This is a genomic window from Nitrospirota bacterium (assembly GCA_040755395.1).
Lineage (GTDB): Bacteria > Nitrospirota > Nitrospiria > Nitrospirales > Nitrospiraceae > DATLZU01.
The window spans coordinates 132,871-152,520 of sequence record JBFMAX010000002.1 but is presented as its reverse complement, the minus strand read 5'-3'; the positions used below and the strand labels follow the sequence as shown (position 1 = coordinate 152,520).

The following is a 19,650-nucleotide window of genomic DNA, read 5'->3' as shown; positions in this document are numbered from 1 at the left end:
GCCGCTACTCGCCTCGCTTGCCTCGCTCTTCGCGCTCGCTTCGCTGCCACAGAAACTCGGCTTCGCCGTGCGTCTTGGCCGTCCAGCGAGCCAGCACGAACAGCGCGTCGCTGAGGCGGTTTAAAAACTTGATGATCGTCGGCGTGACAGCCTCTTCACGAGAAAGACGCACGCACACCCGTTCCGCGCGGCGGCAGATCGTGCGGGCCTGATGCAGGAACCCGGAAACGACTCCGCCGCCCGGCAGGATGAATTCTTTCAATGGGGCCAGGTCCTTCTGGCAGGTATCGATGAGCGTTTCCAATCGCTTCACATCCTGCTCCGTGACCTCCGGCATATTTTTAAAGCGTTGGCCGGGAGCGGTCGCCAAAATCCCGCCGGCATCGAACAGCTTGTTCTGAATCCACTGCAGGTCCTCTTCCAGTCGCGTCGCCTGAGACTGAGCGCCAGCCTGCTGCGCGTTGAACACCCGAGCCACGCCGACCGCGGCATTCAGTTCATCGACCGTGCCGTAGGCCTCAACCCGCAGGCTGTCTTTCCAGACTTGCTGCCCTCCGGCGAGCCGTGTCTGACCGGCATCGCCGGTCCTGGTATATACCTTGGTGATGCGCATGATCCCCCCTGAGATGCAGGGTTGAGGTCCAGATTAAGGTTGAGGGAACATTGTTCCGTCGTCCTCAACCGCAGCCTGACCCTCAACCGGTTTCCTGTCGCCCCATCGCTCATAGTGAATGAGTTGATCAACCGGAATCCGCGTTCGCCAGCCCGCTTGCTCGAGATCCGGCAGCCGGGAAAAAGCGGAGACATACCCCAGGCACAGATAGGCGACGACTCTGATCGACCCCGGGATGCCGAGCACCCGCTTGAGCGCCGCATAGTCCAGGATGCTCACCCATCCGACGCCAATCCCTTCGGCGCGTGCGGCGAGCCACAGATTCTGAATCGCACAGCAGGTACTGTAGAGATCCGTATCCGGCACCGTTGAACGTCCGAGCACGTGCCGGCCGCCGCGTTGGCGGGTGCAGGTCACGCACAGATTGACCGGGGCCTCTTCGATTCCTTCCAACTTGAGCCGATGGTACAGCGCTCCCCGCTCGTCCCGGTAGCGTGCGGCAGCCTCCGCGTTGGCCCGGCGAAACAGCGCTTTGACGGCCCGTTTGGTCGACCGGCGACGAATGACCACAAAGTCCCAGGGCTGCATGAACCCCACCGAACCGGCGTGATGGGCCGCGGTCAGCAGCCGCGCGAGCACGGCACCTGGAACGGGGGTCGGCAAGAAATTCCTGCGGACATCCCGCCGTTCAACGATCGCCCGATAAACGGCTGCCCGCTCGGACGGCGAAAAATCTTCGATCGGCCGATGGAGCGAACTCACCGGCCGATTCATGTCGGCGACTCCTTCTCGGCTTCGGCGCGGGGCCCGATCGCTCCGGCGCCGATCAGACTGAGACAGGCGGGACAAAGGCAATCGTCAAAACGGGCTGCGATCCATTCATATTGTCGCTCGGTCAGCACAATCCGGTTACACCAGCAACCATACTGGCCGCATTCGAATTCCTGTCCGCACCGTTCGCAGCGTTTCTGAATCGGTCCCCGCATACCCGTCCCTTTGCCGATCAGAACTCAATGCCCTTCTGCGCCTTGATCCCTTTTCTGAACGGATGCTTGACCTGCGCCATCTCCGTGACCAGGTCGGCTTCATCGATCAGCTCACGCTTCGCGCTGCGGCCGGTGATCACGACATGCTGCATAGACGGCCGTTCCCGCAGAACCGGTAAGACGTCTTCGAGGCGCACGTATTCGTGATGCAGCGCGATGTTGAACTCATCGAGAATGACCATGGCATAGGACGGGTCGCGCAGAAACGTACAGGCCTGGGTCCAGGCCCGCTGCGCGAACTGCGTGTCCCGCTCCCGATCCTGGGTCTCCCAGGTATAGCCTTCGCCCATCCGATGAAACGCCACCAAGTCGCCGAAGCTGTTCAGCGCCCGTTCTTCCGCCGTATCGATGGCGCCCTTGATGAACTGCACGATCGCCACTTTCATCCCGTGGCCGAGGCAGCGCAACGCCATCCCCAGGGCCGCCGTGGTTTTGCCCTTGCCGGCGCCGGTGTACACGATCAACAGCCCCTTCTCTTGCTGCGCGGCCTGAATGCGTCGATCCACGGACGCCTTGAGCCGCTGCATCCTCGCCTTGTGTTCCGCTGGATCGACCGCCATGACCGTCCTTCTTCTCTTCAAGGAGCACGCAGCGCGGCCCTCGCGCGCGCCGCCGCGATCAACGCGCGCGGAAGTTCCGGCTGGCTGGCGAAATGGAGATGGGTGTACAGGGCGACGACGTGACCGTTGATCAGCCCGTCCGGACGGCGTTCGCAGCCGCGCGCATCGGTCAGCGTGCAGGCATACTCGAGCGGACCAGTCGGCTCCAAACAGGAGTGATGAAACTCATGCCCTCGAATCTCCAGCCCGGACTCGCCGAGGAGGCAGCGACGAGCGACCGTACACCGGCGATATCCGATGGTAAGCCCGGACCGCCGCATGACCGCCTGGGCAGGAAAGACGCCGACCATCTCGTACGCGCGACCGTCGAAGTCTCTGATCGCTTCCGTCAGATACATGAGGCCTCCGCACTCCGCATAGATCGCCCCACCTTGCTCCGCATAGTCGCGGATCGCGCGCCGCATCGCCGCATTCGCCGCCAAGGTTTCCGCATGCAGCTCCGGATAGCCGCCGCCGAGATACACGAGATCCGCCTCTGGCAACCGCTCGTCGTGCATCGGCGAGAACCGAATGAGTTCAGCCCCTTGGGCCTCCAACAACTCGAGGTTCTCAGGATAGTAGAAGCAGAACGCCGGATCGTAGGCGACGCCGACACGGACTCGGTGAGGGGTACATGGTGAGGGGTGAGGGATACAAAGTGAAGCGGCCGCCGAGAACGGTTCCGTTCCCCTCACACCTACCCCCTCGCCCTTTACCTCTTCGACGGCCGACTTCGCCAACTCTTCGACAAGATCGAGATCCACCGTCTCGGCCAACGCTAGCCCCAGCCGCTCAGAGTGTTCCTGTGAACCGCCTTCGACGGCGGTCGTCAGGCCGAGATGGCGTTCCGGAATAGTCAGCGCGGGGTCCGGTCGCAGATACCCCACGACTTTCACTTCGGCCGCAGCCTCCACCGCTTCCTGGAGCAGACGATAATGACCTTGGCTCTTGACCCGATTGAACAGGACTCCCGCGACCCGAAGGTCTGGATCGAATTGCGCATAGCCCTGAACCATCGCCGCCGCCGACCGGGCCATGGCACTGCCGTCGAGCACCAGCAAGACCGGGGCCGCCAATTGTTTGGCCAGTTCGGCCGTGCTGCCGATGTCGCTCACGGCTGAGGCACCATCGAACAAGCCCATCACCCCTTCGATGATCGACAGGTCCGCATCGATCGCGGCGCGCAGGAAGATCTCCCGATTGAGGGCTTCCCCGAGCAGCCAGCCGTCCAGATTGCGCGAGGGTCGTCCGGCCGCGGCCGTATGATGGCCGGGGTCGATGAAATCCGGCCCGGCCTTGAACGGCTGGACCCGGCGGCCCCGCGCTCGCAGAGCCGCCAGGATGGCCAGGGTGACGGTCGTTTTGCCGACCCCGCTATGCGTGCCGGCGATGACCAAGCGCGCTCCAGACACAACTGCACCTCACTTGAGGTCGTAGCTGACCCTCATGCCGGCGAACACCGACCGCACAGCCGTCCCGGCGTTGAGAATTTCTTCGTATTTTTCGTCGAAGAGATTATCGACGCGGCCGTAGATTTGAACGCGCTTGCTGACGTCGTAGGTGGCGATCAACGTCCAGACGTCAAACGCCCTCATGCCTTGGCGGTCGCCGGTGGTATTGAAGCGCGAGCCGACATAGCGCCCGTTCAGCGTGACCCGGAGCGGAGCGACAGGGACATACCCGACCGTTACGCTCCACTGATCCACCGGCCACCGGGGAAGCCGCCGGTGCGTATCCAGATCCCGCGTCAACGTATTGGTATATTGGCCCTGCAGGTCCAGTCCCTTCAGAAACGGGCGGTCGCTCTCGTACACATAGACGAACCCGGCCTCCCATCCTTTGGTAGATACGTCCCCGACGTTGATGGGACAAAACCCGAACGTGCTGAAGGGAGCGCACACGACCGGATCGAACGTCGTGACGATCAGATCCCGGTACCGGTTCCAGAAAAAGCCGCCGCTGAGGCGAAGCCGCCTTCCCAGGAGATCCTGATCGACTCCGACATCCATGCTCTGACTTTTCTCCGGACCCAGATTCGGATTCCCGAAATTGGAAAAGAAGAGCTGATTCAAGGTCGGCGCGCGGAACCCGGTCGCATAGCTGCCGCGGACTTTCGTCCCGGTCTCCTTCAGCAGATACCCGCCGGTCACTCGATACGTCGTCGCATCGCCGAACACGTTGTAGCTGTCGTGCCGCACGCCGGCCGTGGCGAACACCCGTTCCCACAGCTCGAGCTGAGCCTGAGCGAACCCGGCATGAGAGGCGATGATTTTGTTCGCCAGACCCGTATCGTTTTCGCCTTGTTGATCCCGCAGTTGATAGCCGGCCGTGAGAAGCAGCGGTTCCCCGATCTTGAAATTCTCCTGCACTTCGATCCGGTTGGACAGAACGCGCGTTTCATTGGGAGTGCCGAACGGCACGCTGAGCGCGCCGGTGGTGACATTCCGTTGAAGCGTGCCGGGCAAAAACAGCGACGCGTCCTGCGCGCGGGCCAGCGTGATTTTCTGCGACCACCACGCGGTCAGGGGTTGGTCATAGCTGCCGCTGAAAATAAACTCATGACTGCGTATCTTTGATCCGAAGACGTCGCTGGGCGTCGAGATGTTGTCGAGATGGATGTCGCCGTTCATCCAGCGAAAGGTCAAATCCACCCTGCCGTCCGTCGGAAGGTCGATCCCGACGCGGGAGGAGGCCTGCCAGTTGCGGTACGCGTCCCGTTCGGCCGCCCCCCGCCGGTAGTTCACCGCCGAGAAGCCGGTGAAATCCCACCGGGACAGCGTCATGCTGAAATCGACCGGCCCCTTCTTGCCGCTGACCTGACCGCCCTCGCGAATCGACCCGAAAGACCCGTACTCGATGAAACCGCCGGCCGCCGGCGTCCCGGAGCCTTTTTTGGTGATGATGTTGATGACGCCGCCCATGGCGTCCGACCCCCACAGCATGCTCTGGGCGCCGCGAAGGATCTCGATCCGCTCGATATTGTCGACGGTCAGGTTGGCCAGGTTATATTCGCCCAGCGTCGGACTGTTGACGATCGCGCCGTCGATGAGCACCAGCGTCTGAGCCGAGCTTCCGCCGCGGATCCGAGCCGTGGCGTTCGTTCCCGGACCGCCGCTGGAAAACACCGCGAGCCCCTGCGCCAGCCGCAAAGCGTCCACCACGGTTTTAAATTTTTGTCTCTGAAGATCCTCTTCCGTGATGACTTCGACGGCGCTCGTCACCTGGCTGACCGGCACCGGCGTCTTCGTCGCGCTGATCACGACGGTTTCGGTCTTCACCATCGGCTCTGAACCCGCTTGCGCAGCCTCCTGCTGCTCCTCGCCGGCGCCGGCGGGTATTCCTCCCCACAACAGATTCAGCACAAGCAGGACACTCCCGACGCAAATACTCCTCCACGAAAACATGAGCCACCTCCCTTATGCTCGAAGGGCTGAGTGGGATTCGACCGTCGGTCGGGTCTCCTGACTCGCGGATCGCTGCGTGCTTCCGCCTTCCCGTCTGGAGACGTTAACCGTGAATCGTTATGCGTTAAACGTGAAGAGTCCTTCTTCTCGCGTTTAACGGTTCACGAATAACGTTTAACGTCCGCAAAGACAGTGGCTTCCTCTGGAAGAACGCTCCCCGCTTACAGTGGCGGCACCGTGATGGCTTCGCACCATCTTCCCCGTCACCGACGGCTTCTTCCTGACTCCCTCCTTTACGGTTGATACAGTGACCGTACCCTTGTCGACAGTGAGGAGCGGGTACGTACTCCTCTTTCCCGTCACGCGTGATGCGTCATGTGTGAGACGGTTCGGAGCCGGACTTACTCTCCGCGCCCGACGTAGTCCGTTTCACGCATCACGTGTCACATCTTACGTATCACGTTCCCCGTGCATTGGCAGTGTGATGCGCGGACGGCCTGATTCCGGATGCCGATCGACCAGCACATCGCAGCCGTAAACCGCGCGCAGGACCTCCGGTCTGATCACCTCGGAAGGCGTTCCGAGCCGGAACAACGCCCCGTCCTTCAACATCAGGATTCGATCGCAATATTGGCCGGCCAGGTTCAAGTCGTGCGAGACAAGCACGACGGTCAGCCCCCGCTCCGCGCTCAGGCGACGCACGATCGAACAGATCGCGATCTGGTGCTGCAGATCGAGAAACGCGGTCGGCTCATCGAGCAGCAACACACGCGGTGCCTGCACCAGAGCTCGCGCGATGACCGTTCGTTGGCGTTCGCCGCCAGACAGCTCCGTGATCAATCGACCGGCCAAATGGGCGATGTCCATCTCCGCCATCGCCTGTTCCGCCAGCGCGATATCGTCCGGCGTATCCCATCCGAATCCGGCGGTCCACGCGCTTTCCCGCCGATGCGGATAGCGCCCCATCAAGACGGTCTGCGCGACGGTGAAGGGAAAGACCTGAAGGCTCTCTTGCGGGACGAGCGCGAGCAGTCGCGCAACCTCCCGTTGGGACAACCGCTGCATGTCTTGGCCAAATAGCCGAACATGGCCGTGAGCCGGACGCAGCATCTTCGCCATGACTTTGAGCAGGGAGGTCTTGCCGGACCCATTCGGTCCGACCACGCCGAAGATCTCGCCGGCCGTCACCTGGAAGGAAAGATTGTCGAGCGTCCACTGATGAGCCGACCGACCGAAGGGGGATGAGTAGCGGAAACGAAGCCCCAGGACCTCGAACGCGCACACGGCATCGTTCCGATCGTCATCGGAGACCGCCGCCCGGCCGGATTCCATACCGGAAAAGCATTCGTTCGTCGGCTGGTTCATGTCACGCCAACTGATCTTTCCGCCACACCAAGAGATACATAAAGAACGGTCCCCCGGCCAGCGCCGTGACGATCCCGACCGGCACCTCCGCCGGAGCCAGCAGGGTCCGCGCCACGGTGTCGGCGACCATCAGGTACATGCCGCCCACCAGCGCCGACGCCGGCAGGAGGAGCCGATGGTCGGCCCCCAGAATCAGACGCACTGCGTGCGGGATCACCATGCCGACGAATCCGATCATGCCGCTGACGGAGACGACGGCGCCGGTCATCAGGGCGGCGATCACATAGATCAGTTTCTTGGCCCGCTCCGTGTCCACGCCCAGCGCCCGCGCGGATTCGTCGCCCAGCGTCATCAGATTGAGAACCTGGGCCTGCCGCATCAGCGCGGTGATCCCCACCGCGAGATACGCCGTGAGGACGGCCAAGGCCGGATAAGCCGGCGCCGTCAGCGTTCCCATTAACCACGACATCATGCCCGCCGAACGGTTCGGCTCCATGATTGATGTCACGAACATAATCAACGCGGTGAAGATCGCATTCAGGATCACCCCGGCCAGCAGGAGACTGTGAACCGGCAAACGGCCGTACGATGCCGCGAGGCGATAGACGACCACCAGGGACAGCAGGCCTCCGGCGAACCCGCACAGCGGGAGCGCGGACAGCGTCAAGACCGTGGTCCCGATGCCCAGCAGCATCGCGAGCGACGCGCCCAGCGCCGCCCCGCTTGAGACACCCAGGACATACGGATCGGCGAGCGGATTCCGCAGCAGCGCCTGCAAGGCCGCGCCGACCGCCGCCAGGCTGCTCCCGACGAAGAGGCCAAGAAGCACGCGCGGCAACCGGACCTGAAGCAGAATCACGCCGGTGGTGCCGACCGACTCACGATCGACCTGCCCGTCCCCCAGCGCTCGAATCAGCACGCGAACGATCTCGCCCAACCCGACGTATTGCGCCCCGAACTGCAGGCAGATAAGAAACAAGGCCACGCCGGTGACCGAGAGCGTCAACATCGTCCATGTCCACCGCCCGGCCGTCAGGATCGGACTCCGCCGCTGCCCGACTCGTCCGGTAATTGCGGGAGAGCCAAGGGAATCCGTATCGGTGCGGAGTGATCCCGACTCGACACGCGAGATCTGTGGGTGAGGAGCGTCCATCTGGCTCATGGCCGAGCGGCGGACGCGGATTCCGCAGCCTCCGGGTGGATGATGTTGAGGAGCGATTCCAGGCCTTGCACGATCCGCGGACCCGGGCGATTGAGCAGATCGGCGGGAATCCGGTGGAGCCGGCCGCGCTTCACCGCCGTCAGCGTCGTCCACCGTGTCCAGACTTGTTGCTCGCTCTCGGGAATGCCTTCGGCTTTGCCGACGGGAAAGACCAGCACTTCGGGATCTTCCTGCAACACCGCTTCCATGTTGAGGCGGGGATAGGGCTCGCCGCTGTCGGCGGCGATGTTCGAGCCTCCGGCCAGCCCGATCAATTGGTGGATGAAGCTCCCCGGCCCGACGGTGATCAGCGGCTGGCTGTTCAGCACGTACAGCACACGCACCCGAGGGAGCGATTCCGCTCGACTCTTGATTCGGGCGAGGTGCTGTCGCAAATCCGTCGCCACCGCATTCGCGGCCGGCTCGCGGTTGAGCACCCGTCCCAACGTCTGAATGTGCGACGGAATATCCTCGACCGTCTTGGCCTCCAGAATAAGCGCGGGAATTTTCAACTGGTCCAATTTGGCGAGGACATCGGCCCGGAGGAACTCGCGCGGCGCCACCACCAGATCGGGCTCCAGCGCGACGATGGACTCGATGTTCGGATGAGCATACCCGACCTTGGGCTTCCGCAGGGCTTCCGGCGGATAGTCGCAGAACTGCGTCACCCCGACGACCAGATCCTCCGCGCCGATCGAAAACAGCATCTCGGTAATACTGGGCGCGAGGGAGACGATCCGGCCGGGCGTCTTGGCCAGATAGAGCTTGCGGCCCAGATCATCGACGAACGTCCGGGCGGTGACATTCGCCATGAACGGCATGCCGGTCAGGATGCCTTGCGGTCGTCGTTTCTTCATGAAGCTCGCATCCGCATCATCAGCCAGAGTTATACCGGGGCTCAGCAGATAGCTAACAGCGAATAGCCAATAGCTGAGAACCACATGCCTCGGTCTGCGCGCTGTTCGCTGCCCGCTGCTCGCTATTCGCTGTTGGCTGCCAGCCGCCAAAATAAAAAATCCTCAAGGCCTGACAGGCCCTGAGGATTGCACCCGCTTCTTCATCCTCGCACTTTCCCCAGCCCTCGAGGGAAAGATGGGCAACGCCTTGGGTAGGTCTTCTGGCTCATGGGACGCGCGACGCGACGGTTCACCCGTTGCAGCACAAGAGCAACGGGTACCCGACATCACGGTTGCGCACGCCGGCGAGACGGTGAGCCGGCCGGGCAACACCTACTCCCCGCTCCTTCCCATCCGGAGACGTTACTCGTAACCGTTAAACGCAACTTTTTTACGATTCACGTTTAACGATTCCCGTTGAACGTCTTCCAAGACAGTGGCCTACGCGGGTTTCGTTCCCATTCACAGCGGCGGGACCGCGAGGGAGTCACACCCTCTTCCCTTCACCCAAAGCGGACTGTGATGAGGCGCTCACTCTAGGAAACCGCGGGAAGACTTGTCAAGTTCAAATTTGTCCCGGCAACCGGTCTGGTGTGCGATTTCTGTGCAGCGACGGCGCGAGCCGGAGCTTGTGGGGCGGTGAAAACCGCCCGTGCTTCTTCGATTTTCCTCTAGAGGTGAACAGCACCGGGAAGACCGGGGCACGGGGGCAATGGCATAGCCTTTGCTCGATCCTCCGAGCAGGACCGTCGTCGGTCATTAACGCGCAGGACCCACGCCTGAATCGCCACCGGGTTTCGGCAACAACGGATTCCCGGAGCTACCGAAACGAACGAGCTGAGAGAGAGGGACTATGCGGAATCTTCTGATCAGTCTGTGCATCGTCGCCGTGTTCATGGAGATCTCCGGATTGATCTGGGCCGGAAGGGGCGACCAGCCCAGCGACGCCTTCCTCAGACTTTCCGAAGCGCCGCAACCGACCATCGAGAATCCGCTCCGGAACGGCTACTTCCTGCTCTTGGGATTCTCCGCCGCCGCGGGATCCGATCCGGTTCAGGTCGGCTATGACGTGTGGCTGGAGGCCGAGGCAGGACGGGGACGGCGCTTCTACAATTACGAGAAACAGGGCCGCTTCGAGCTGCGGACCTCGATCACGGCCGACGAAGCCTTGCCGGCATGGGACGCGCCGGATCCTCTGACCGAGCTGCGGAAAAACGATGCGCTGTTTCGCACCTCCATCAGCCGCTACGCGATCCTCGTCCAACGATACGAACGGTGGCTGAGCATGCCGTTCGAAGATTGGGGATTCGGTCACGCAGCCAGTTTCCACTCCGAGGAACTCCTGATCGCCCATCGGCTGTATGTCGCCGGCGGCTTCGCCGGGACAGTCCGAGACGGCATGGAGCGCATGAGGATGGACCTCACCGCCTGGCGCACCGTGTTAGCCAACGCGAAGACACTGCCGCTTAAAGTGATGGCGCTCGTCATGGTCGATGACGACGTGCGGTTTCTCTCGAGAATCCTGGACCGTTCGACTATCGACAAGGCGGTTCTGGACGTCGGCCTGCCGATCGTCCAACCGCTGACGACGGCGGAATATTCGCTCCGTTGGCCCATTCAGAACGAATTCATCCTCGGCCTGCGCCAAGACGGCGCGCCGATCGAGATCGAGGCGCTCATCGGCAAAGAAACTTCCGACAGCCATCGCGAGTGGCTGGCACGCGCTGCGGGTCTCCGGCCGGACGCCTTTCAGCGGGTCGCCCACCCGACCTCGTATGGAGCGATCGGGACGTCTCTCGACACGCAACGAACCCACGAGGTGTATGCCACCTATTACGACGCCCTCATCAAGGCATCCGAGACGATCCACAATCCGCTGCCGAAGTTCCAGGAGATCTCGCGGACCGCGCCCCGCACCTTGTTCGAAAGCCTGATGCACCCCTTTGAATTCGAACCGGACTGGGAGATGTTCGGCCAGCGATTAGTGGAGACCGATGCGCGGCTCCGGCTGGCTGCTTTGCAGATCTTGTTGCGCAAACCTTCGCCGGCCGCCACCGTGCCGACGCGGCTGGCCGAAGCGGGGTCGCGCTATTTCGACCCGTTTACCGGGCTCCCCATGCTCTGGAGCGCCACTCGGGAGAAGATCTACAGCGTCGGGAGAGACGGACTGGATGACGGCGGCGATAACAGCTTCGACATCAGCGTCCCGGTCCGCTTCTTTCCCGCCGGAGACGAAGGGGACAGGGCGCGCGTGGTGACCGTCGTTCACCCGAAAAAGACCAAATCGATCCGTCAGAAGACGTCCGCCGCGAGGCGCTCCTAGCCTGCACGTATCCGCCTTTTTCCCCCTCAGCTCTGCGCAGCCACGCGCTTGTCACCCGTTGATCCCCTATGCTACTATCCGCCTCACCTCTCATCGTGAGATCGACCTGTTCAGAGAAGGAGGGCTCCCGTGGCTTTTGCGTGTGAGATCTGCGGCAAGCGACACCAGTCCGGACATAACGTCAGTCACGCCAACAATAAGACCAAGCGGGTCTTCAATCCGAATCTCCAGCGCGTCCGCGCGCTGATCAACGGCGCCGCCAAGCATATTCGCGTGTGCACCCGCTGCCTCCGCACCGGCCTGGTCAAGAAGGCCCTCTGACCTCGTCGCCTTCCTGCTGCTCTCCAAGAATAGTCCTTGCCTATGGCGCAGCCCAGAGCACTCGCCCGCTCTTGTCCACAAGCTTGAGGGCCAAGGGATCGTCCGGCGAGAGATAGAGGGTCCTGCCGCCGTCTCGGCTGATCAGGACAAATCCGACTTCGCCTTGGGCGTCCAGTCCCAGCCCCGCGCGCGCTTTGCCGTTTGAATCCACCAGAAGAAACTCTTCCGCATTGACGGCGTGAGGTTTCTGTTCCGCCACGGCGATTCCGGTTGCGAACACACGCTCGGCAACGACCCCGCCGACCAAGCCCGAGATCATAGCGGTGAGCAGCACCAGGGCATATTCTTTGCGCGTCACGTTCGCATCCTTTCGTTGAGATTTTCAACCAAACACATGACAAGAGAGCAGGGAAGCCCGGCCCGCGCAGTGCCGTCCCTGACGATGATTTCATTTCCAAGCCGGACTGTTCGAGCAAGCGGAGGAACTCGAACCCGCGACGATTCGCTTGAACGCGGCGTGAGGAGGATGAGCGCGCCGAGTGACCTTGTGCCACACCGCGCCGCACAACGCAACTTCCCTGGCGCTTCAGCTTGGTCGGGACTTCGATGAATCGAGCACCTCTCGCACCTTGCGCGCCAGAGCCTCAGGGGTGAACGGCTTCTGGAGAAAAGCGGGGCGAGGTTCTCGGCCGTAGTCGTGGGCCATTGCTTTATCCGTATACCCAGACATGTACAACACGTTCATGTCAGGCCGAACAGACGCCACGCGTTCGGCCAACTCCGGGCCGCTCAATCCCGGCATGACGGTATCGGTCAAGAGCAGGTGGATCGGCCCGCTGTGTTCCTCGGCGAGGTGAAGCGCTTCCTTGGCGTTCCGCGCTTCGAGGAGCGCATACCCGCGCATCTGGAGGATCGTGCGCGTCAGGACCCGAACCATTTCGTCGTCTTCGACCAGGAGAATGGTTTCCGAACCGCCGCCCACGGCGACCTGAGCCGGAATCGGCTCGGACAATTCGGATGGATCTTCAACGCGCGGCAGATAGATTTTGAAGACGGTGCCCTTGCCCAACTCGCTATAGACCCAGATGTAGCCGCCGCTCTGTTTGACGATCCCATAAACCGTGGACAATCCCAACCCGGTCCCCTTCCCCAGTTCCTTGGTGCTGAAGAAGGGTTCGAAGATACGGGCCTGGGTCTCCGCACCCATCCCGCAACCCGTGTCGCTGACCGCCAGCATCACGTACCGACCCGGCTCGACCGAGGCCGGTTTCAACGGATAGGCCTCACCCAGTTCGACATTCATGGTTTCGATGGTCAACTGGCCGCCCTTCGGCATCGCGTCCCTCGCATTCACGGCCAGGTTCATGATCACTTGCTCGATCTGTCCGGGATCGGCCTTCACCCGTCCCAAGGACGGGTCGGCGCAAATGACCAGTTCGATGTCCTCGCCGATCAACCGGCGCAGAAGTTTCGAGATATTCGTCACGACCGCGTTGAGGTCCAGCACCTTCGGTTCCAGGACCTGCTGGCGACTGAAGGCGAGCAGTTGCCGGGTCAGCAGCGCGGCTCGATGGCCGGCTTCCTTGATCTGCTCGATCCCATTCCGCAACGGGCTGTCAAACCCGATGTCCCCCAACAGCATGGCGCTATAGCTGTTGATCACGGTCAGGAGGTTGTTGAAATCATGCGCGATGCCTCCGGCCAAGCGGCCGATGCTCTCCATCTTCTGGGCCTGGCGAAGCTGCGCTTCGCTCTCCTGCAACGCTTTCTCGGCTTGCTTCCTCTCGGTGATGTCTTGCACGGTGCCGACCAGGCGGACCGGTCTCCCGGTGTCATCCAGCCGGAGTTCTCCCTGCCCGTGCACCATGCGTTCCGTGCCGTCCGGGCGGACGATGCGGTATTCATGCTGGTAGGGCTTTCGATCGTGTCTGGCAGTCTCGACGACCATGCGCACACGCCCGCGATCTTCCGGATGAATATAGGTCAGAAAGGCGTCGTAGTTCATCTCGAGTCCGGCCGGATCCAATCCGAAGATACGGTACGTCTCATCGGACCACCACACACGGTTCGCGAGAAGATCCCACTCCCAGTTGCCGATGTGGGCCATCCGCTGGGCTTCCGCCAGCCTCGCTTCGCTGATCCGCAACGCCGCCTCCGCCTGTTTCCGTTCGATGGCATACCGGATGGCCCGCACGAGCACGTCGCCGCCCAACTGCCCCTTGACCAGATAGTCCTGCGCACCCTTGCGCATGGCCTGAACGGCCAATCCCTCGTCATCCAGGCCCGTGATCACCACCAGCGGAATGTCTTGAGCCAGGGCGCGCGCCTGGTCGAACGTGTCGAGCCCCTGGCTGTCGGGCAAGGAGAGGTCCAAGAGCACCACGTCGAAGTGGCCTTCCGTGAGCTTTTTCAGGCCTCTGCGCAATCGATCGGTCCACTCGAGAGCATAGTCGCCCCCTTTCCCCTCCGACAACGACTCCTTGATGAGATAGGCATCGTCCTCATTGTCTTCGATCAGAAGCACCCGCATTGATCGTCACCTCCCCGAGGAAGGGATTGTGGAAACCAACGTCCAGTACAGCTCAAACTGTTTGACCACGCCGACAAACTGATCGAGGTCTACGGGCTTCCGAATATAGGAACAGGCGCCGTCGGCGTAGGAACGTACGACGTCTTCCTCGCGTTCGCTTGTCGTCAGCATGACCACAGGCAGCGACCGCAGGGAGGGGTCGGCTTTCATGGCCTCGAGCACTTCAAAGCCGTTTTTCTTCGGCATGTTGATGTCCAACAGGATCAATCCCGGAGCCCTGGCCACCTTGTACCTGCCTTCGCGCCGCAGGTAGGCCAACGCCTCCTCTCCGTCGCGAACCGTGTTGATGACGTTCACCAGCTTGGCCTCGGTGAACGCTTCCCTGGTCAGGACGATGTCGTCTTCGTTGTCCTCTACAAGCAGGATCTCCACCGGTTGATCCTTCATGGACGAGTCCCCCCTCCTTGACTCAGCCGGGAGTTCCAAACGTGAGAATGAACTCCGAGCCGCCACCCTCACGCGGCTGCACCCAGGCTCGCCCGCCATGCCGTTCGGCGACCTGCCGCACGATGGCCAGCCCCGCTCCGGTCCCTTCGACTTCTCGCCCGACAGCCCGCTGGAAGAGTTGAAAGATACGCTCCGCATGCTCCGGCGCGACCCCTGGCCCTCGGTCTCGAACCACGATGCCGACGACCTTCTCATCCGGTTTGGGCTGATAGGAGGCAATCTCGATATCGGGAGCCTCACCGGCGCGCGTAAATTTCAGCGCGTTCGCAACCAGGTTGTAGACCCCGTGCGTCACCCAGGTGGCGTTGACCCGCAGCCTGGGCAGGTCCGGCGCGACCCGCATCGTCGCGCCGGTTTCCTTGATCACGTGGTCAAGTCGCCGAAGGACTTCCCGCACGATGGTGTTACCGTCGACCTCTTCGGCCGGGGTCTCCATGCGCTGCGCGCGCGACAGCGCCAGGATGTCGGCAAGCAACTGGTCCATCCGCTTGGCCCCACGGACGACGCGGCGCAGAAAGTCCTGCCCTGTCTCGTCAAGACGATCGGCGTAGCGGTCATGCACCATATGCGAGAAATTCTCGATCGAGCGCAACGGCTCCCGCAGGTCATGCGAGGTCACATAGAGCAGCGTTTCCAGGTCGCGATTCTTCTTGGCAAGCTCCGCCGTCCGCTCCTGCACGCGCCGCTCCAGTTCGTCATGTGCGCGACGCAGCGCCTCTTCCGCGCGCTTGCGGTCGGTGATGTCGAAGATCGTCGTACGACTTGCGATATACTTGCCATCGGCATCCCTGATTGCCGTCGCACTCAAGAGGACCGGCAGGATCGTCCCGTCCTTCCGAATCAACTCGAACTCCAGGTCGCGTACCCATCCCCGCTCTTTGAAAGCCGGAAAATTGAGCCGGAAGCGCTCGAGGCTTTCCGGTGTCAGAAAGTCCGAAAATGTCTTTTTTCCGATGACCTCCTCGCGGGTGTACCCGAGCCAGGCCAGTTCCATGTCATTGATGGCGACGAATGTGCCGTCTTGGTCCAACGAGTGGTAGCCGCAGGGCGCGTTATTGTACAGGTCGCGGATCTCTTCGACGGCTTTTTGCAGCGCCTCTTCCGCCTTCTTGCGCGCCGCCAACTCGGCTCGGAGCTGACGGTTGACCTCCTGGATCTGCTGCGCCCGCCGAAAAATCTCGGCCTCCATTTCAACCGCGCGTGTCCGCAGTCGCTCGGTAATCCGGTGTTGTTCATGTTCTGTCTGCTTGAGGCGGATGAACTCCGTGAGATCCTCGACGCGGTGGATGATATAGGCCACTTCACCGTTCTCATCGAAAACCGGAGAATTGACGGGACTCCAATAGCGCTCCTCAAATCCGCCTCCTTCGGATTCTGGCCGGCGGATGTCGTATTTCTGCACAGCCATGGCGTCCGCCGCTCGATTCTGCAACACCCGGGTCAGAGACGCCCGCAGATTTGAGACACCGGTTGCGGTCGGGTCATCGGGATTGTCCGGAAAGACGTCGAACAGGTGTCGTCCCAGAATCTCCTCCCGCTTCGTCATCGTCGCGCGCAGATACGCGTCGCTCACGGCCACGATCGTCAAGGTGGGCGTCAAAACGAGGTACGACCCCGGCGCGGACTCGAATAGGGCCCGGAAATCAGGCTGCTGGAGAGAAGATGAAGACTCGGTCATGAAAACATTCCCGACGGTTACGGTGGGACGGTGGAAGAACTATAGAGAGTAATCATATAGCGTCACAAAAGAGCAGCAAACTGTTTTGCGTCTTCCTGCACCTTCGATGCCACGGGAATTGTCTTACGGACGAGGTCAAACTAAGCGGCGGGGACGGCCGCGTGGCCTCGCGAGCAAGGCAAGTTGCGGAGAGTTACAAGAAGAAGGGACTTAGGTGTGTATCCGCTCGCGCATGATGGGAGCGCTCGCGGTCGAGCAAGCTCGGTTTGGAGCGGGCGATGGGATTTGAACCCACGACAACTAGCTTGGGAAGCTAGGACTCTACCACTGAGCTACGCCCGCTCGCGAGGGAAGATGCGGCGAATCCTACGCCCGCCGCTGCTCCAAGTCAATCCTCAATGACCATTCGTCATAGGAACGTAGGAAGAGCACGTCGAGAACGGACTGGTGAGAATGCCGCGGGGCGTTTCCGAAGGTTTAGAAGGCTACCGAGCAACAGCAAATTGGAGAACCAACGCCCACAGGGTCATATTCTCAGCAATCGCATCGTGGGGAATAAGCACATATTTCCACGGCTTGCCGCCGTTGCTGAGAGTGTGGGCGGTCGCACGTTCACACCACAAGACGGCCGCCTGTTTCTTGGCGAGAACCTCGGGCGAGGTCATCTCATTCTTGGCTTTGGACTCGAGCATGTAAATGCTGTCCGCTGTCTCGGCCACGAAATCGGGTTGGTATTCATGTTGTGAGGCGCCCAACTTATAGAACATCTGGAACTGCCCAGGCGCCGGGCGAAACCATTTCTGCGAGTCACGGTCGAGAAGAATTGCTAGTCGCCGCTCGCTGTCCGAATCAAACTTCTGCAGAGAATAGAGACACCGCTGGAATCCACCGAACAGCATCTGCGGGATACGGCTGCGATCCTCAACCGTCTGACGAAAGTCATGGACCGGCTCACCGTCCATCGCCGTATAGGCGCTGGGTTTCAGCGCGGTGAATCCCTTGCTCACCACGACATCGTAGCCCGTGGCTTTCTCCCACTGATGTTCCTGCATCTGGGCGTGGACAAATGCGGCGAGCGGTTTTTGGTAGTAGATCAAGACATTCCGCGTATCCTCCTCAGACAGGTACGAGCGGAGATGCTTCACCAACTGGCCGGCTAGGTCATACAGGAGGTCGGCGTGCTCGTCGTAGGAGATGTCGTCGAAGTCCATAAGCCCTCGGACCACATAATCCTCAAGGCGTTGCTCCGGCTGCATGTGCCCGACAAGGGTTAAGGTTTCTTGCTTGTGGGTACGAAGGTGCTGGATGAGGAGATCCCGTTCAACGGGCTCGTAGTGGATGCCCGAGCAATCCAATGTGAACGCATGAAGGCCGGTGCTCACTTCTCCCTTTGGCACAACGAGGATCCGGGGGATATCGATCGTCTGTTGCACCACGAGGTGGGCCGTCTTTTCCACCACCCCGGCAATGTTCGGCATAACAGCCATGCCCGGTAAAGCCTGCTGGGTCGGTGAGATCTGCGCTTTAACCTCTTCGACAATTCTGGCCTGAATCTCCGGTTTCAAAAGATAAGTCGAGGAAGGCAGGTTCTCATATCGTTGAATGACCTTGTACGCCGTCTGTGCGATTCCGCGTTCTATCTCGCCGGCAAAGAAGAGAGTCTGCTCTGCGGGGCCACTCAGCGAAGATCCATGCAACTGCTCCTCGATCTTTGACGGAGCGACCACTGTCCGGGTCTTCTGAAGATCTGTGGCCGGATCGAGAATCACCGGGGTCAGGCGAATCGGTGAATCGGGCCGATTGGCCTCGTCGATGATTTCCTGGAACCGGTCGTGCGCCACAATATTCAGCCGATCCACGGTGCTGACCCCGGTACGCCGGCCATAAGGCAGGCGAAGACCTCGCCCGATCGATTGTTCAATAAGGGTGCGCGCATTGGCGGCGCGGAGCGGGACGATCGTATAGAGATTCGTCACGTCCCAGCCCTCTTTCAACATGTTCACATGAATCACAATCTCAGTCGGCTCATCTGGCTTCTCAACAGCCAGTAGACGCTGGACCATTTCGTCTTCTTCCGCGCCGGTCCTGCTGGAGTCCACCTGAATGACCTTGTCCTTGTACCGGCCTTCAAAGAACTGCGGTGACTGAATCAACTGCATCAGTTGACCGGCATGGGTCGTATCGCGGGCAATGATCAGCATGAACGGCTTCACCACTCGCTGCCCTGTCTGCCTCGCGTAGGTTTCGAGTTCGACCTTGGTGTTTTCGTGGAGGCGTATGCCATCTTCCAACTTAATTCGCTCAAGCTGGGCGGCATTGAATTGACTGGGGTTGAAATTCTTCTGTGTCACCACCGCCGGCTCTTTCACAAAACCGTCGGCCATCGCCTTGGCCAATGGATAGTCATAGATCACGTTCTTGAACGGCACGGGGCCTTTGCTCGATTCCACGAATGGGGTGGCGGTCAGTTCGAGTCCCAGGACCGGTTTCAACTCATTGATCGCCCGCACCCCGGCCGATGCCCGATAGCGGTGAGACTCGTCCATAATCAGAACCAGGTCTTCTAGGCCGGCGAGATACTCGAAATAGCTCTGGCCGATATATTCGGACAACCGCTTGATTCGCGGGGCCCTGTTACCACGCACTTCCGAGTTGATCTTCGAGATATTGAAAATGTTGATGTGGACCTCTTGACCGAAACCGGGCAACGAAGTGAGGCGAGCTGCGACCCCGGACTCATAGTTGTCTCCGGTGATGATTGTCGGCGGCTCGGTCGCAAACTCGGCAAGACCCGTGAAGACGTATTTTGGCGTGTTCGGCGTGAAGTCGGTAATCAGCTTGTTGTAGATCGTCAGGTTCGGCGCCAGCACGAAGAAGTGATTGATCCCATGCGCCAGACGCAGATAGCTGATGAAGGCGCCCATGAGACGCGTCTTGCCAACCCCGGTCGCCAGGGCAAAGCACAGCGACGGGAACTCGCGCTCGAAATCCATCACCGTCGGGAACTCGCGATGGATCGCGTCCAGCGCCGAGGCCAGGTCGATTCCCTTCTTCGGCGGCACGATCTCCGTGACCCGATCGAGAATCTCGAGCGACTGTCGCTGCGGAGGCCGGAGGCTCAGCCGGCCGGCGATAGCGTTGACGTGGCGGTTCATAGGGGTACGCTA

Annotated in this window: 16 protein-coding genes, 1 tRNA gene and 2 riboswitches; of the genes, 2 read left to right on the top strand and 15 right to left on the bottom strand. The window is 61.2% G+C overall.

Features of this window, described 5'->3' with window-relative positions:
- Positions 1-4: 4 nt before the first annotated feature.
- The 9 genes from AB1555_04755 to AB1555_04715 form a co-directional block, all read right to left on the bottom strand.
- On the bottom strand, positions 5-613 hold the full coding sequence (locus AB1555_04755; protein MEW6246002.1) for a cob(I)yrinic acid a,c-diamide adenosyltransferase: 609 nt from the start codon (positions 611-613) through the stop codon (positions 5-7).
- Between the two features lie 33 nt (positions 614-646).
- Positions 647-1,387: a 5,6-dimethylbenzimidazole synthase gene (gene bluB, locus AB1555_04750; GenBank protein MEW6246001.1), complete on the bottom strand. Its 741-nt coding sequence runs from the start codon at positions 1,385-1,387 to the stop codon at positions 647-649.
- The gene (locus tag AB1555_04745) at positions 1,384-1,599 is read right to left on the bottom strand and encodes a cysteine-rich CWC family protein (protein ID MEW6246000.1); all 216 of its coding nucleotides are present in this window, start codon (positions 1,597-1,599) and stop codon (positions 1,384-1,386) included. The genes bluB and AB1555_04745 overlap by 4 nt, the downstream gene beginning before the upstream one ends.
- 17 nt (positions 1,600-1,616) lie before the next feature.
- Positions 1,617-2,219, bottom strand: a complete 603-nt coding sequence (gene cobO / locus AB1555_04740) for a cob(I)yrinic acid a,c-diamide adenosyltransferase (GenBank protein ID MEW6245999.1) — start codon at positions 2,217-2,219, stop codon at positions 1,617-1,619.
- Positions 2,220-2,236: 17 nt separating this feature from the next.
- On the bottom strand, positions 2,237-3,670 hold the full coding sequence (locus AB1555_04735) for a cobyrinate a,c-diamide synthase (protein ID MEW6245998.1): 1,434 nt from the start codon (positions 3,668-3,670) through the stop codon (positions 2,237-2,239).
- A gap of 9 nt (positions 3,671-3,679) precedes the next feature.
- Entirely contained in the window at positions 3,680-5,662 is a 1,983-nt protein-coding gene (locus AB1555_04730) for a TonB-dependent receptor (protein ID MEW6245997.1), read from the bottom strand.
- Positions 5,663-5,690: 28 nt separating this feature from the next.
- Positions 5,691-5,948, bottom strand: a riboswitch (cobalamin riboswitch).
- A gap of 164 nt (positions 5,949-6,112) precedes the next feature.
- The gene (locus AB1555_04725) at positions 6,113-7,027 is read right to left on the bottom strand and encodes an ABC transporter ATP-binding protein (GenBank protein ID MEW6245996.1); all 915 of its coding nucleotides are present in this window, start codon (positions 7,025-7,027) and stop codon (positions 6,113-6,115) included.
- A gap of 1 nt (position 7,028) precedes the next feature.
- The gene (locus AB1555_04720; GenBank protein ID MEW6245995.1) at positions 7,029-8,036 is read right to left on the bottom strand and encodes an iron ABC transporter permease; all 1,008 of its coding nucleotides are present in this window, start codon (positions 8,034-8,036) and stop codon (positions 7,029-7,031) included.
- A 149-nt stretch (positions 8,037-8,185) separates the two neighbouring features.
- Entirely contained in the window at positions 8,186-9,085 is a 900-nt protein-coding gene (locus tag AB1555_04715; protein ID MEW6245994.1) for a cobalamin-binding protein, read from the bottom strand.
- Between the two features lie 232 nt (positions 9,086-9,317).
- A riboswitch (cobalamin riboswitch) is annotated at positions 9,318-9,650 on the bottom strand.
- 327 nt (positions 9,651-9,977) lie between these two features.
- Between AB1555_04715 and AB1555_04710 the strand changes: the two genes are divergently transcribed.
- Positions 9,978-11,447, top strand: a complete 1,470-nt coding sequence (locus tag AB1555_04710; protein ID MEW6245993.1) for a hypothetical protein — start codon at positions 9,978-9,980, stop codon at positions 11,445-11,447.
- A 129-nt stretch (positions 11,448-11,576) separates the two neighbouring features.
- Positions 11,577-11,768, top strand: coding sequence for a 50S ribosomal protein L28 (rpmB, locus tag AB1555_04705; GenBank protein MEW6245992.1), 192 nt, complete (start codon positions 11,577-11,579; stop codon positions 11,766-11,768).
- Between the two features lie 40 nt (positions 11,769-11,808).
- Here the strand turns inward: rpmB and AB1555_04700 are convergent, their stop codons facing one another.
- The 6 genes from AB1555_04700 to AB1555_04675 all read right to left on the bottom strand — a co-directional run bounded on the left by AB1555_04700 (position 11,809) and on the right by AB1555_04675 (position 19,638).
- Positions 11,809-12,126: a hypothetical protein gene (locus AB1555_04700; protein ID MEW6245991.1), complete on the bottom strand. Its 318-nt coding sequence runs from the start codon at positions 12,124-12,126 to the stop codon at positions 11,809-11,811.
- Positions 12,127-12,354: 228 nt separating this feature from the next.
- Complete coding sequence (locus AB1555_04695; protein ID MEW6245990.1) at positions 12,355-14,298, bottom strand: response regulator; 1,944 nt, start codon at positions 14,296-14,298, stop codon at positions 12,355-12,357.
- A 6-nt stretch (positions 14,299-14,304) separates the two neighbouring features.
- Positions 14,305-14,745, bottom strand: coding sequence for a response regulator (locus AB1555_04690; GenBank protein MEW6245989.1), 441 nt, complete (start codon positions 14,743-14,745; stop codon positions 14,305-14,307).
- A 22-nt stretch (positions 14,746-14,767) separates the two neighbouring features.
- Entirely contained in the window at positions 14,768-16,483 is a 1,716-nt protein-coding gene (locus AB1555_04685) for a PAS domain S-box protein (protein MEW6245988.1), read from the bottom strand.
- 267 nt (positions 16,484-16,750) lie between these two features.
- Positions 16,751-16,825 (bottom strand) — tRNA-Gly (locus AB1555_04680).
- 143 nt (positions 16,826-16,968) lie between these two features.
- Positions 16,969-19,638, bottom strand: a complete 2,670-nt coding sequence (locus tag AB1555_04675) for a DEAD/DEAH box helicase family protein (protein ID MEW6245987.1) — start codon at positions 19,636-19,638, stop codon at positions 16,969-16,971.
- Positions 19,639-19,650 lie beyond the last annotated feature (12 nt).